10 protein-coding genes are annotated in these 14,827 nt (G+C 74.4%); 9 read left to right on the plus strand and 1 reads right to left on the minus strand.

Features of this window, described 5'->3' with window-relative positions:
* Nucleotides 1–2,188 precede the first annotated feature (2,188 nt).
* Together PUR61_RS02290 and PUR61_RS02295 are read left to right on the plus strand one after the other, a co-directional pair.
* Nucleotides 2,189–3,151 carry a hypothetical protein gene (locus tag PUR61_RS02290; protein ID WP_329875054.1) on the plus strand — a complete coding sequence of 321 codons (963 nt, stop codon included), beginning with the start codon at nt 2,189–2,191 and terminating at the stop codon, nt 3,149–3,151.
* A 47-nt stretch (nt 3,152–3,198) separates the two neighbouring features.
* Complete coding sequence (locus PUR61_RS02295) at nt 3,199–4,278, plus strand: RICIN domain-containing protein (RefSeq protein ID WP_329875056.1); 1,080 nt, start codon at nt 3,199–3,201, stop codon at nt 4,276–4,278.
* A 219-nt stretch (nt 4,279–4,497) separates the two neighbouring features.
* Here PUR61_RS02295 and PUR61_RS02300 read toward each other — a convergent pair whose 3' ends face one another.
* Nucleotides 4,498–5,061 carry a cupin domain-containing protein gene (locus tag PUR61_RS02300; protein ID WP_329875059.1) on the minus strand — a complete coding sequence of 188 codons (564 nt, stop codon included), beginning with the start codon at nt 5,059–5,061 and terminating at the stop codon, nt 4,498–4,500.
* 319 nt (nt 5,062–5,380) lie between these two features.
* Between PUR61_RS02300 and PUR61_RS02305 the strand changes: the two genes are divergently transcribed.
* From PUR61_RS02305 to PUR61_RS02335, 7 genes are all read left to right on the plus strand, one after another.
* Nucleotides 5,381–5,800: an RrF2 family transcriptional regulator gene (locus tag PUR61_RS02305; protein ID WP_329875060.1), complete on the plus strand. Its 420-nt coding sequence runs from the start codon at nt 5,381–5,383 to the stop codon at nt 5,798–5,800.
* Nucleotides 5,797–6,762, plus strand: a complete 966-nt coding sequence (locus PUR61_RS02310; protein WP_329875061.1) for a DsbA family protein — start codon at nt 5,797–5,799, stop codon at nt 6,760–6,762. Before PUR61_RS02305 ends, PUR61_RS02310 begins: the two co-directional genes overlap by 4 nt.
* Nucleotides 6,763–7,596: 834 nt before the next feature.
* Nucleotides 7,597–9,153 carry an ABC transporter substrate-binding protein gene (locus PUR61_RS02315; RefSeq protein ID WP_329875062.1) on the plus strand — a complete coding sequence of 519 codons (1,557 nt, stop codon included), beginning with the start codon at nt 7,597–7,599 and terminating at the stop codon, nt 9,151–9,153.
* Nucleotides 9,150–10,298: an ABC transporter permease gene (locus PUR61_RS02320; protein ID WP_329875066.1), complete on the plus strand. Its 1,149-nt coding sequence runs from the start codon at nt 9,150–9,152 to the stop codon at nt 10,296–10,298. Before PUR61_RS02315 ends, PUR61_RS02320 begins: the two co-directional genes overlap by 4 nt.
* Complete coding sequence (locus PUR61_RS02325; protein WP_329875068.1) at nt 10,295–12,388, plus strand: dipeptide/oligopeptide/nickel ABC transporter permease/ATP-binding protein; 2,094 nt, start codon at nt 10,295–10,297, stop codon at nt 12,386–12,388. The genes PUR61_RS02320 and PUR61_RS02325 overlap by 4 nt, the downstream gene beginning before the upstream one ends.
* Nucleotides 12,385–13,542 (plus strand): ABC transporter ATP-binding protein, encoded by a 1,158-nt coding sequence (locus PUR61_RS02330; protein WP_329875069.1) that lies wholly within the window; start codon nt 12,385–12,387, stop codon nt 13,540–13,542. Before PUR61_RS02325 ends, PUR61_RS02330 begins: the two co-directional genes overlap by 4 nt.
* Before the next feature lie 37 nt (nt 13,543–13,579).
* A complete protein-coding gene (locus tag PUR61_RS02335) occupies nt 13,580–14,791 on the plus strand; it encodes an acyl-CoA dehydrogenase family protein (protein WP_329875070.1) in 1,212 nt (403 codons plus the stop codon).
* Nucleotides 14,792–14,827 lie beyond the last annotated feature (36 nt).

A 14,827-nucleotide genomic window follows, 5' to 3' on the forward strand; every position in this document is an offset into this window, starting at 1 on the left:
GTCGGCCTGGATGCCGGGGATGGCGAAGCCGAAGGTCTGCCGGCCGGTGTAGAAGAAGAAGTAGCAGAACATCGCGGCCAGGAGCATGCGCCACTTGAGCTTGTTGTACTTGCCCTCGCTCACGAGTTCGAGGGTGGGGGTGCCGGGTCTCGGACCTTTGGTGTCCGATCTGGTGGTCTCGGCGTTCGACATGGTTCTCGACCGATCTGGGTGGGGGCCGGGGAGCGCCGCATGGCGGGCGGCGCGAGGTCGAGGCGGCGGCTGCCGCCGGTACCGTGGCTGCCCCCCGGAAGGGGTGGCCACGGCGTGTCAGTGCGCGTGAGCAGCGCACGTCCGGGTGGTGCGGCCGGGACGCGGTCAGCGGCTCCCGGCCGGCTTCCGGCCGGCTCCCGGGCGATCATGGCGGCGCCCAGGCAGGCCGCTCGGCCGCCCACGAGCCCCGCGACCACGTCCGGTCGTGGGCCGCGTCCGCAGGCCCGGCGGAGAGCGGAGTCGATCGTCTGCCGCAGGGCCGTATCCACCTGCGGCAGCGGTCCGCCGCCGACGACGACAACTGAAACCTGGGTTCTCGGATCCTCGGGGGTCGGTGTCCTGGGGTGCATGCTGTTGCGGCCGGAGGTCATCGGTGGCGCGGACACCAGCGGGTGGTTGGTGGCCACCGGGTAGATCGTGCTGAAGTCGGCGTCGGTGCGCACCGCGTACGGCCCGCTCGTGCCCCACCGTCAATTCACGTTCGGCAGATAGGGGACGCCCTCGCCGGGCAGGTCGGGCTGGGCGAGGTCGAGCGCCACCCCGCCGTCCTGGACGAACGTCTGCAGCGACCCCGCCTGAGTCTGCACGTAGTTGCGGTAGTCGGGGGCCGTAGCCGGCAAAGCTGCCGAAGGCGATCAGGTCCACCCCCTGCGCGTTCGCCGCGATGGCCGGGTTCAGATCGATCACGGTAGAGCAGGCGTGCTCCAGCAGGATGCGCAGCCCCTTACCGTGCGTAGACGGGTCGACGTACCCCAGCACCGCCGCGCGCAGCGGCGTCGCTGCGGCCGCCGGGGAGGCGCCGGTGGTGCCGGTCATGGCGCTGCCGGCGGCGACCGTCGCCGCGCCGACGCCCAGCAGCTGCACCGCCTTCCGGAGGCTGATCTCGGAGCGGATGTGATCGGACGGGGCGGGGGACGAGTCGTCCATCGTCTTCTCCTGACGTGAGAGGTCTGGAGGGATGCCGGAGAAACCACGACCCTGGAAAGGGCGTGGTCGAGCGGGGGTGGGGTGGGTACGGGCAACCCGACTGGTGGGGGTCGGACCGTGCGCGGCACGGGGGGGGCGGCTCTCTGCGCCCGGGTGGGGGCGTCGCAGGTCGGCCGGACAGGAGTCTGCAGCCGCTTCGGTGGGCCGGTACGGAAGTAGGCCGGAACCGGTGAAGCGGGGCGGGGTCAATGAGTGGAACTACAGCGGCAGCGCAACGGCGCTGTCAATACTCCCGCACCGAATAACCGTGGGCCGAATCGTGCGGGGGGTGATATATGGGCCGGGTGAACGGGGTGGACTGTCGTGCCGGTTCTTGATCCGGTCAGCGGCGATTCCTCCGGGGGCGGGGCGTTCCCCGAGGAATTCGTGACGGATCGCCCGGGTGGGCGGGGAGCTACGATCCGCTGCTCGAAGCGGTCGACCCATGAGGACGCGAGTGCAGCCAACTTCCCAGGTGGTCAAAGGTGTTGAGTTCCACCGCAGCCTCGACCCGGCCGGCATTCTCCCTCCACGCTCCTGCGGTGTCGCGACGCCTCGGCAGCGTTCGCGTCTCAGTTTCCGAGTGACTGTCAGATAGGCGCCGGTCGAGTTGACACAGGTGTCACGCAACCGAAGTCCACGGGTCACATCCGGGATTTCTCATGGCCGTCCATGGGGGCGCGGGCGCGGTGTGTCGCCCATACGAATCCGTTATCCGCCCCATCAGTATTTCGGGTCTTGTCGCCGCTCCCCCACCGGCCGACCATCGGATCCGACGCTCCCGGGACGGGAGCGCCGCCGTGCTGCCGTCGCACCGAGGATTCGGGGCGTTCCGTCGACTCGGCGGGGCGGCGGCGGCACGGCACACCACCCTCGGGACCACTCGGAGGCAGGCCGCCATGGCCGTCCCCCGTTCACACACCGAACACCTTCGCCCCATGCGGGGCCGTGACCGCCCGTGAGTACCACCATGCGGAGCACACCCACCGAACAGCGCGGCGCCCTTCCCCTGTCACCGGGGCGGGAGGCCGCGCGGCGGCGTCCGACCGTCGGCACGAGCGTCCCCGCCCCGGACGTCGGCGCGTACTACATCAGCGGGACCGTCATGACCACCGACGGCCGCGTCCGGGAGTGCGAGCGCCGGTACACCCTGCCGAAGCGGGGCACGGACGCCGTAGTCGACACCGCGCTCGGCTGCGCGACCGATCCCGCAGGGCCGGCCGACCGACTGCGCACGCCGGTGTCGGCGGCCGGCCTCGTACTGAGCGGATCCGCGGACGAACTCGCCGGAGTCCCGACGACGGCCGAACCGGAGTGGGCCGCCAGGCCGTTGCGTTCCTGGCTGGAGGAGCACCTCGACGTGCCCGTCCTTCTCGGGCACGAGAGGCACGCCCGCGGCGTCGCCGGGAGCCGGCCGCGGGGTGAGGCGTTCGCGTTCGCGACCTCGGGCAACCCCGTCCTGGTCGCGGTGATGCGGGCGGGCCGGTCCGTTCGGCAGGTGACGTTCGACGCCGCCACGGACTCGCCGGACGGCAGGGCCGCGACCCTGTGCAGCGCCGGCACGGCCGCCTGGGCAGCCCAGCGGGCACCGGGCCTGGAACGCCGGGAGTTCGAGGCGTGGGAGGAGGACAGGGCTCAAATGCCGTGGTGTGCCACCGCCCGCGGGGAGCTCCCCCCACGGATCGGAACAGGTATCCAGGCAGGTGATTCTACGCTGCCCCCGAGGTCCCGGCGGGGCCAAGACTCGGATACGCCCAACACGGGGACCGCGTACGAGGCCCCGGCGAATCCGCCTCGGCTCCCTACCCGGATCAGCCGTTCTCCTCGGCCCGGCGCCCACGCGGCCGCCGCAAGAACCCACCACACGGACAGTCCGGAAGTCCCCGACGGGGACGATCCGGAACCGTTTACTCAAGGACTAGGAACATCATGAATCCGCCTTCCCCGAGCGCTGGATCCAGTGTCTTAAGACTGCTACTCATGTCCCTGGTGACAGCTCTCCTTGCCGTCGGTGTGTCCGTCACTCCCATGGCAAGTGGCACGGCACACGCCACGGAGTTCCTGGGCAACCCCTGCCCGGCGTCGGAGAGCATGTACTGCACGCGGCTGTACTTGAAGGAGGGCTTCACGCTGAGTGTGGATACCCAGCGAAGCGCGTTGAACCAAGTCAGGTTGGCCCGGGTTCACGACGGCCCGAACATGGCCTGGCGCCTGACTCCGAACTGGCAGGACGGAACCTTCCGGATCCAGAACGTGTCGCTGGGCACGTGCCTGACGGCCGGAGGCTTCTGGGACCAGGCGCCGGTGTCCTTGCTGTCGTGCGGTTCCACCAGCACCTGGCAGGACTGGATTGCCCATCCCACGCCCACCGGGTTCATGTTCAAGAACGTGGGCACATCGTCGTGCCTCGCTCCCTACACGTCGAAGGTTTCCCTCGGGACACCGACCTGGTTGACCGGCTGCGACGGAAAGGAGGAGCAGTCGTGGAAGGTCCCCTTCGGTGACGAGCAGTCTCCCGTGCGCGGACCGCGGGAACTTGCCCTGACCTACGCGACCAAGATGTGCCAGAAGTACAAGAATGAATGCTCATGGGACATGGAATCGGAATCCTCCGCGGACATGCTGCCGGACTCCTGCGCGTCGGACGCCTGGTTCAACGAAAACGGCTACCCGGATGGCGTTACCCATACGTTTTCGGTACTCAGGACGAACGGATGGTCCCACGAACTGGGCAGTGAAGTTGAGCTTGGACTGGAGACCGGCGCACTGTCATCACTGATTGCCAAGGTCACCGTCAAGGTGAAATTCACCTTCAAGAAGAGCTGGTCCGGCTCGGAAGCCCTGGGGAACCAGGTCACCGGCAAGATTCGACCGGGGGAATACGGCTGGGTCACGCTCTCCAGGGCTGCCACCAAGATCACCGGGACCTGGACGTTCAGCCGCAGTCATCTCCCCTGGACGGCCAGGGACACGATCGTCATGCCCGTGACGACGTCCGACGACGGCCGGCCCACCCTCTATACCGTCCGGTCGTCCCCGAACCCGCCCATCTGCAAGTAGGACCGCGGGCACCGGCAGACGCCGAACATCCCCGGGCTGCCGGGACGGCCTGCGGGCCGTCCCGGCAGCCCGGGGCACACCCGTCGCAACGCAGCGATTCCGCGCGCGCATCGGGGCACGTCACCGCACCCGCCCGGGCCGCGCGCCCCGACCGGCGCGCGGCGGGGGCGAAGGGGCGCGGGTGGAGGCAGCGTCAGGCTCGGACCGGACGCGGCGGCGTCACGGTGCGTACAGGCTCGGAAGGTTGACCACGATGGCCTCCTGGGTGCTGCGGGCGATCACCACCACGGCCTCCACCTCGGGGTCCGGATTCTCCTCGCGGTGCGGGACGAACGGCGGCACGAAGATGTAGTCGCCCGGGCCGGTGCGCAGCCGGATCTCCTCGGGCGTGCCGGAGGAGTCGTCGACGAAGACGAACTCGGGGTGCCCGCTGACGATGTGGATGGCGGTCTCGGACTCCCCGTGGTGGTGGTCGGAGGACGCGGTCGAGGGCGCGACGTGGGTCTGCCCCATCCACAGCTTCTCCGAGCCCACGGTCCGTCCGCTGATGGCCGCGAAGCGCCGCATGCCGCCGGTCTGGGCGGTGTCGCCGTCGAGCTCGCCCGCCCGGATGTGGTGCAGCCTGGCCCGCAGGCCGGTACCGGGAGCGGCGGTCCCGCCGTCGTGCAGGTGCGGGTGGAAGCCGGTGCCCGCCCGGGTCACCACGGGCGCCTGCGCCGAGGTCTCCTCGGAGCACTCGGCCGGGGCGGCCGGGTGGTGGTGCGGCGGGTGGGCGGTGGACATGGCGGCTCCTGGGTCGGGGATGGGAACGCGGGCGGGGGACGGGGGCGTGGTGACGGGTTGCGGACGCGGCGAGGGGCGCGGGCGGGGCGGCGGCGAGGCCGCACCGGCGGTGGCCGCGGGACGGCCGAGTGCCTGGGCATGGCGGTGGCCCGGAGTCCGGTGCGACGTACCGGCCGGGTTCGGACGCTAGGCCCGGCGGCGAAAGGATGTCAAGAGGTGTCCTTTCCCGCCGAGCGCTCCGCGCCATGCCGGACCACGGACCGGACAACCGACCGGACAAGGGACTTGAGCACGGCCGCGGCCGGGGGATACTCGGCCCATGCATATCTCCGCCAAGGCGGACTACGCCGCTCGGGCTCTGGTCGAGCTCGCCTGCGACACGTCCCGCCCGCTGACCTGCGAGGCCATCGCCGCCTCCCAGGGCATCCCGTTCCGATTCCTGAAGTCCGTGGTGGGCGAGCTGCGGCGGGCCGGGCTGGTCCGCAGCCAGCGCGGCTGCGAGGGCGGTTACTGGCTGGGCCGGGCCGCCGCAGAGATCACCCTGCTGGACGTGGTCCGAGCGGTCGACGGCGAGGTGATCACGCTGCGCGGCGAACCGCTGGCCGGGCTGGACTACCCGGGGCCGGCCCGGGGGCTGCCCGCCGTGTGGCGCAGCGTGGAGGACCGCGCCGTGGCAATCCTGACGGAGACCACCGTGGCGCACCTCGTGGGCACGGCCCGGCAGGTGGCACCCGCATGACGCGGCCGGCGTGCGGTGGCGGTACGACGGGCGCGGAAGGCGCGGCGACGGCACCGGACGCGGCGGACGCCGTTGTGGAGATCGCCGAGTTCACCGATCCGATGTGCCCGTGGTCCTGGGGCGCCGAGCCGCGGCTGCGGCGGCTGCTGCGGGTGCTGGGCGAGGGGGCCAGGCACCGGCGGGTGTTCGGCGTCCTGTTCGACGAGGACGACGACCCGGCGCCGGATCCGGCGGCCGAGACCGCCTGGTACGCCCGGTACGTCGCGGAGATCGCGACGCACACCGGCGCTCCGCGCGCGGAGCGGCTGCGCTGGGTGGCGGCCAGCAGCTGGCCCTCCTCGCTGGCGGCGGCGGCCGCCGAGGCGCAGGGGCCGCTGGTCGGCGAGCGGGTGCTGCGCCGGCTGCGGGAGAGCGCCTTCGTGCTCGGCGAACCCGCGGACACGCCTGAGCGGGTCCTGGCGGCGCTCGCCGGGGTGCCGGGTCTCGACGAGGCCCGGCTGCGGACCGCGCTGGCCGATCCGGCGGTACGCGAGCGGGTGCGGCGCGACCGCGCCGAGGCGCGCCGGCCCCGGCCGGAGGTGGTCGGGCTGCACGGGCCGGGGCCGCACCCGGGGGCGGCCAAGGAGACCGGGGACGGCCACCGCTACGCGCTGCCGACGCTGGTCTTCAGCGGTCCGGCCGGGTGCCGGGTGGTGCCGGGGTGGCGGACGGTGGAGGAGTATCTGGCGGCGGTGGCCGCCGTGGCACCGGGCCTGTGGCCCGGTGCCGTGCCCGAGCCGACGGCGGCGGAGCTGTTGGAGCGCTACCGCAGCCTGGCCGAGGCGGAGTTGGTCGGGGCCGCGGGGCCGCTCCCCGGGGGCGCGCGGCGGGTGGCGACCGGGCACGGGGTGCTGGTGCTGCACCCCGACGAGCGTTCGGGTCCGGCCTGGGAGTCCGCCCGGCGGGCCGGCGGAGCGGGCTGAGCGCCGCCCGGGGCAGCTGCGGAGAGGGCTGAGTGTTTCCGGGACGGGTCGGCGCGTCGGGCGGGCCATCCACGGTTCGAGACGGGCGGCCCGCCCGGCGTCCGGTCCGCGAGACGTCGGCGCGTTGTCACAGCGGGCTGCGGGTGCGGCGCTCCGTACCGGCGGGGCACCGGCCGTTCGCGGGCGATGCGGCGGCGCGCCGTGAACGGCGCGTTGAGGGGGTGTTGCAGCACCGCCGCCACAAACAGACACCTTTTGGTGTCCATTGACAGCAGGCCGCCGACCTGGCCAGGATGTGCCCCATGAACCCCACGCACCGCGTCACGGTGCGCCGCTACATGAGCCACCGACGCGCCGGCAGCGACCTCTGTTGTTGACCGCGTCCCGGCCCGGCGGCGCCCCCGCCGCCGAGTCCCGCCCCGGCCGTATCGGCCGGTAGCGCCGTACCACCGAAGCCCCCGGCCGCGCCGGGCCCGGTCCCGTACCGGCGCACCGCGATTCACCGCCCCGCGCAGCCGGCACCCCGCCGCCGGGCCACCGGCCGCCGGTAGCCGGCCGCCGCGCGATCCGGCGAGCGACGCATCGCACCCCACCGCGGCAACACCCACCGCAGCCGTACCCCATCGAGCCACCGCACGCCCAGCGTCGGCCCGGCCACCCCGCCGCGCCCGGCCGTCCCCATCTGCCGCGAGCCCCACCCCCGACCCGCACGCCGGACCCGCGTGCCGGGCAGCGGGCGGTGGCGCCGCGCCCACACCCCCGCCGCCGGTGCCCCGCCGCGCCCTGTCGCGCCGCGCCACCGTCCTCGTAACGCCCGAAAGGTGACGAACCGCCATGACCAGCACCCCCGCCCACCGCACCCTGCTCGGCAGACGTTCGCTGCTCGGCCTGGGCCTCGGCCTCGGCGCCTCCCTCGCCCTCGCCGCGTGCGGCGACACCGGCGCCGGCCAGGCCGGGACGGGCGGCGGCGCCCCCGGCGGCACCCTCAAGTGGGGCTGGGCGCTGCCCACCTCCTGGGACCCGGTGTTCTCCTCGGCCGGCTGGGACGTGCACGGCCTCTCCCTGGTCTACGCGGGCCTCACCAAACTGGACGAGAAGGGCAACGCCGTTCCCGCCCTGGCCACGTCCTGGAGCTACAGCCCGGACAGCGGCTCGGTGACCTTCACCCTGCGCCCCGGGGCGACCTTCTCCGACGGCACGCCGCTGGACGCCACCGCCGTCAAGAAGAGCCTGGACCGCGGCCGCAGCGATCCCAAGTCCCTGGTGGCCCCGCAGCTGACCAGCGTCAGCGAGGTGATCGCCCCGGACGCGCAGACCGTGGTGATCAAGCTGTCCAGGCCCGACTACCAGATCCCCAACCTGCTGGCCGGCAAGACCGGGATGATCGTCAACCCCAAGGCCTTCGAGGCGGACGCCGCCGCGCTGGCCACCCGTCCGGCGGGATCGGGCCCCTTCACCCTCGTCTCGTACACCCAGAACGCGAAGGCCGTCCTCAAGCGCAATCCGACCTACTGGGACGCCGCCTCGATCAAGCTGGAGAACTTCGAGCTGCACCCGCTGCCCGACGCCGCCACCGTGGTCGGCGGCCTCCAGTCCGGGCAGTTCGACGTGGCACAGATCCCCGGCAGCCAGGTCGCCGCCGCCAAGGCCGCCGGGCTGGAGGTCCAGGAGATCCCCTCGCTGGTGGTCGCGGTGCTCGACGTCAACATCGAGAAGGCGCCGTTCGACAACCCCAAGGTGGTCGAGGCGCTGAAGTTCGCGATCGACCGCGAGGCGCTGGTGAAGACCCAGCTCTTCGGCCACGGAGAGGTCAACTACCAGCCTTTCCCGAAGGGTTACGTCGGCTTCGACCCCGCCCTCGGCGACCTCTTCCGGTACGACCCCGCGCGGGCGCGCACCCTGCTGGCCGAGGCCGGCTTCCCGAACGGGGTCGACCTCACGCTGACCACCACGGCCGCGCAGGGCCTGCCCGAGCAGCTCCAGGCGCAGCTGAAGGAGGTCGGCATCCGGGCCACGATCGACGTGATCCCGGCGGCGCAGGCCACCCAGATCATGTACATCCAGCACTCCAGGGCGCTCGCCTCCGACCAGTTCGCGGGCCGCGACTCCGCCGCGCAGGCCTTCCAGGTGCTCTTCGGCGAGCAGGGGCTGATGAACCCCGGCCGGCGCACCCCGCCCGAGCTCAAGGCCGCCGTCGACCTGATCTCGCGTACCCCGCTGGACTCCCCCGAGTACCCGAAGGTGCTTCAGGCCGCCACCGCGCTCGCCGTGCGCACGATGCCCAACACCTTCCTCTACAGCGTCCCGCGCCTGCTGGCCCGGCGTAAGTCGGTCTCCCCGATCCCCTCGTTCACGGTCGTCCAGCGGTTCGAGGGAGTGACTGCGTCGTGAGCGCCGTCCTCTCGCCCCCTCGCGCCCGGCGGGCGGGCCTGCTCGCACGCCGGGCGGCGCGCGCACCGCGCCCGCTGGGGCGGGTCCTGACCGGCGCCGCCACCGTGTTCCTGCTCTCCTCCGTGCTCACCTTCGGCCTGGGCGCCGTCTCCGACGCCAACCCCGCCGCGGCGGTGCTGGGCGAGACCGCCACCCCGGCCGACATCGCCCGGCTGGACCACCAGTTCGGCCTGGACCGGCCGCTGCCCGTACAGTACGGCAGCTGGCTGTGGCACGCGCTCGGCGGCGACCTCGGGGTCTCCTGGTTCACCACCGTCCCGGTGGCCGACTCGATCGCCGCCGCCCTGCCGGTGGACCTGTCGATCGCCGGACTCGCACTGCTGCTGGCGGTGCTCCTCGGCGGCGCTGCCGGGGTCTCGGCGGCGCTCAGCAACGGCGGGCGGCTCGACCGGGCGGTCACCGCCGTCTGCACCCTGCTCGGCACGCTGCCGGCCTTCGTGATCGCCATCGGACTGATCACCCTGGTCGCCGTCCAGTTCCGGCTGCTGCCCTCCGGCGGGTACGTGCCGTTCTCGCAGAATCCCGGCGAATGGCTGCGCTTCGCCCTGCTGCCCGCCCTGGCCCTCAGCCTGGACGCCGCCGCCGGGATCGCCCGCCAGCTGCGGACCTCGCTGGTCGCGGAGCTGCGCGAGAACTACGCCACCGGCGCGCTGATGCGCGGGCTGTCCTGGCAGCGGGTGCTGTTCGGGCACGCGCTGCGCAACGCCGCCGGGCCCGCCGTCACCGTGCTGGGGATGAGCGTGCCGGTGCTGATCGGCGGCGCCGTCGTCACCGAGCGGATCTTCAACCTGCCGGGGATCGCCCAACTGTCGCTGCGCGCGGCGGAGCAGCACGACGTCCCGGTGATCCAGGGCACCCTGCTGGTGACCGTCGCGGTCGTCCTGGCCGCCAACCTCGCCGTGGACGCGCTGCTGTTCGCGCTCAACCCGGCGGCCAGACGCCGTGCCCGCCCGGCGGGCGCGGTCACCGGCACGGCCGCTGCCACCGCTCCGCGCGCCACCACCGGCGCGAAGGCCGTCCCCGCCGCAGGCCCCGCCGCCGACCTCGTCCCGTCGGCGACCGCCGCCTCGGGAGGTGCCCGGTGAACGCGCTGCGCACCACCCTGCGGGTGCCGCTCGCCCGCGTCGCGCTGGCGGCCCTCGGCGTCGTCCTGCTGCTGGCCCTCTTCGGTGACCGGCTCGCCCCGATGGACCCGCTCGCCCAGGACCCGTCCGCCATCCTGCACGGCCCCGGCGGCGGTCACCTGCTGGGCACCGACTACCTCGGCCGCGACGTGCTCAGCCGGCTGCTCGCGGGCACCGGTCTCTCCGTCCTGGCCGCCGCCGAGGCGGTCGCTGTGGCCGCCCTGCTCGGGGTCGTCCCCGGCCTGTTCTCGGTCCGGTTCGGCGCCACCGGTTCCTGGCTCGCCCTGCGATCGGTGGACGCGCTGATGACGCTGCCGTTCACGCTGTTCGCCATCGCCGCCGTCGGTCTGCTCGGCAACGGGCTGCACCAGGCGATGATCGCCCTGGGGGTGCTGCTGTCGCCGCTGTTCTTCCGGGTCGTCCGGGCCGCCGCGCTGGGGCTCGACCGCGCCCAGTACGTGGAGGCGGCCGAGCTGATGGGCGCGTCCCGGGCCTGGATCCTGCGGGTTCACACCTGGCGCAAGGTGCTTCCGACGGTGGCCGTCACCACCGCGCACGCCCTGGCCACCAGCCTGCTGACGGTCTCCTCGCTGACCTTCCTCGGCATCGGCGTCCAGCCTCCGGCCCCCACCTGGGGCGGCATGCTGGCCAGCGACCTCGGGTTCCTCGCGCAGCAGCCGTGGGCGCCCGCCGTGCCCACCTTCCTGATCATGGTCACCATCGGAGCGCTCAATCTGCTCGCCGACGTCCTCGCCGACGTCGACCGGACGGACACCGCGGCGCTCGGAGCACCCTCCGGTGAGCCGGCCGGGAAGACCTCCGGCCAGAAGGGCGCGCTCCCGACGACGACGGCCGGGGCCCGGCCCGCCGGCACCGAGCCGCCCGGCGGGCCGCACCCGCCCGCGGACGACGCCGCGCTGCGGGTCGAGGGCCTGCACGTCACCGTCGGGGGCGGCCGCACCGAGGCCGTCCGGGACGTCTCGTTCGCCGTCCGCCCCGGCGAGGCCCTCGGGTTGGTCGGCGAGTCCGGCAGCGGCAAGACGCTCACCTGCCGCTCGGTGCTCGGCCTGCTTGCCCCCGGCGTCGCCGTGTCGGCCGGACGGATCACCCTCGGCGCCGCCGCACCGGACGCCGCGAGCGGATCCCCCGGCGCTGCGGAGCCCACCGGACCGACCGGACCGACCGAACTGACCGGACCGACCGAACTGACCGGGCTCACCGACCGAGCTTGGCAGCAGGTCCGCGGCGACCGCCTGGGCGCGGTCTTCCAGGACCCCGGCTCCTACCTCAACCCCTCGCTCACCGTCGGCCGCCAGCTCGGCGAGCCGCTGCGCCTGCGCCTCGGCCTGAGCCGGGACGAGGCCCGCCGGCGCGCGGTGGAGCTGTTCGAGGCGGTCGGTCTGCGCGACCCGCAGACCATCCACGACCGCTACCCGCACGAGCTCTCCGGCGGCATGCTCCAGCGGGTCCTGATCGCCGTCGCGGTTTCCGGCGAACCCGGGCTGCTGGTCGCCGACGAGGCGACCACCGCGCTGGACACCGTCGTCCAGGCGGAGGTGCTGGACCTGCTCGACGGGCTGCGCAAGCGGCGCGGTCTGGCGCTGCTGCTGGTCAGCCACGACCTCGCCGTGGTGGCCGACGTCTGCGACCGGATCCTGGTGTTCTACGCCGGGGAGATCGTCGAGGAGGGCCCCACCGCCGAGGTGATCGCCCGCCCCGCGCACCCGTACACCGAGGCGCTGCTCCAGGTCGCCTCCCTCGGCCGGCGCCACCGCCGCGAGCCGGCCGTGATCCCCGGCCGGCCGCCCGAGCCCGGCACCACGGGGCCAGGCTGCCGCTTCGCCGACCGCTGCGCCTACGCCACCCCGGACTGCACCGGGAGCGGCATCTCGCTCACCCCGGTGGGCGGCTCCGGCGGGGACGGCACCCGCCGGGTGCGCTGCGTCCGCGCCGAGGACCTCGCGCTCACCGGAGCCTGGGGAGCCGGGACCCCCGAAGCCCCGGGAACCGCCGTGACCACCCCGCACCACCGGACGGAGGCCCCCGTATGAGCACCACCACCGCCCCGGCGGCGCCGCCCGCCCGCACCGACGGGTCCGAACCGGCCGCCCGCCCCGCCACCCTGCGGATCGAGGGGCTCTCGGTCGCCTTCGGCCGCACCCCGGTCCTCGGTGGCGTCGACCTGGAGGCGCACTCCGGCGAGATCCTCGGGCTGATCGGCGAGACCGGCTCCGGCAAGACCACGCTGGCCCGCGCCGTGGCCGGGCTCGCCCCGGTCACCGCCGGCCGGATCACCGTCGACGGCACCGACCACGGCGCCCTGCGCGGCCGGGCCCTGCGCGCCGCCCGCCGCGCCGGGACGGTGCAGTACATGTTCCAGGACCCGCTGCGCTCCCTGGACCCGGACCTGACGGTCGCCCGCCTGGTCGGCGAACCGCTGGCCGTGGCGGGCGTACCCCGGGCCGAACGGGAGGAGCGGGTCAGGGAGGCGCTGGACCGGGTCGGCCTGGACCCCGCGCTCACCACCCGTACCCCCGCCCGGCTCTCCGGCGGCCAGCGCCAGCGGGTCGCCCTGGCCAGGGCCGTCGTCGGACGGCCCCGGCTGCTGCTCGCCGACGAGCCCGTCAGCGCGCTCGACGCCTCCAACCGCAACCACGTGCTGCGGCTGCTCGACCGGCTGCGCCGCGAGCTGGACCTGGCCGTCGTGGTGATCTCGCACGACCTCGACTCGCTCGCCGGGATCGCCGACCGGATCGCCGTCCTCTACCGGGGCCGGATCGTCGAACAGGGCCCGGCCCGTACGGTGCTGGAGCACCCGCTGCACCCGTACAGCGCGCTGCTGGGCGCCGCCGCGCCGAGCCTGGACCCGGCCAGGCGGGCCGCCCTGGAGCTGCTGCGCACCCCGGCACCCGGGGCCCCGTCGATCGGCGGCCAGGACGGCTCCGACCCCGGCGGCGCCGACCGGAGCGCCTGCGCGTTCGCCCACCGCTGCCCGTTCGCCGACCGGGCCTGCGCCGTGCGGCCCGACCCGCTCCCGGCCACCACCCCTGCGGGGGCCAACGCCTGCGCCGCGTCCCCACCGCCCGGCACCCCGGCCCCACTCCCGGTCGCCCTGCCGGTCGGCGCCCCCGCCGGAGCCACCGTGGCCGAGCACACCGTGGCCTGCCACCACTCCCCCGGCTGGCGGGCGCGGCTGCCCCGCTGACCCCGCCGCCCGTCTCCTCCCGTACCGGAGTACGCCCATGCCTGCCGCACCCCCCGCCCGGGCGCTCCCCGCGCCGCTGCCGACGCCCGCGACCGACCGCCTGGCCGCGATCACCGCCGCCCTGGCGGCCCGCGCCGCCGAGCACGACCGGGACGCCTCCTTCCCCACCGAGGGCATCGAACTCGTCCACGGCGCGGGCCTGTTGACCGCCACCGTGGCGCGGCGCCACGGCGGCCCGGGCGGCGGTCTGGCCGACACCGTCCGGATCCTGCGCGCGCTCGGCGCCGGTGACCCGGCCGTCGCGCTGGTCACCGCGATGACGCTGTTCGTGCACGCCGCCGAGGCCCGTCGCCCGCACTGGCCGGCCGGACCGCTCGCCGACCTGCTGGCCGAGTCCGCCGCCCGCCCGACGCTGGTCAACCACGTCCGGGTGGAGCCCGATCTCGGCACTCCCGTCCGCGGTGGGCTGCCCGCGACCGTCGCGCGGCGCAGCGGCGACTCCTGGGAGCTGACCGGCCGCAAGATCTACTCCACCGGCGCCCCCGCGCTGCGCTGGCTGCTGGTCTGGGCGAGGACCGAGGAGGACGATCCCCGGGTCGGCTCCTTCCTGGTGCGCGGCGACCGGCCCGGGATCACCGTCGAGCCGACCTGGGACCACCTGGGCCTGCGGGCCAGCCGCAGCGACGACGTCCTGCTCGACGCCGTACGGATCCCGCTCGACCACACCACCGGGCTGGCCCTGCCGGAGCCGGGCGGCGGCCGGGACGCGCTCGGCGGTGCGTGGAACTCGCTCGGCCTCTCCGCCCTCTACCTGGGGGTGGCCCGCGCCGCGCAGTCCTGGCTGACCGGGTTCCTGCACGAGCGGACCCCGACCTCGCTGGGCGCCCCGCTGGCCACCCTGCCCCGGTTCCAGAGCGAGCTGGGCGGCATCGACGTCGACCTGGCCGGCGCCGAACGGCTGGTCGCCGGTCTCGCCGGGGCGGTCGACGCGGGCGACGAGCCGGCCGCCGAGGAGAGTCCGGGCGCCAAGCTGATCGCCACCCGGGCCGCCGTGGAGGCCGTCCAGCGCGCCGTCGCCCTCACCGGCAACCACGGCCTGACCCGTCACCACCCGCTCCAGCGCCACCTGCGGGACGTGCTGTGCAGCCGGGTGCACACCCCGCAGGACGACACCGTCCTGCTCACCCGGGGCCGGGCCGCCCTGCACCGCCCTCCGACCCTCCGACCCTCTGACCCTCTGACCCTCTGACCGCCCCCGCTCCTCCCTGCCCTTCCTCTCCCCAAC

Source organism: Streptomyces sp. BE20 (assembly GCF_036322525.1).
Taxonomy (GTDB): domain Bacteria; phylum Actinomycetota; class Actinomycetes; order Streptomycetales; family Streptomycetaceae; genus Kitasatospora.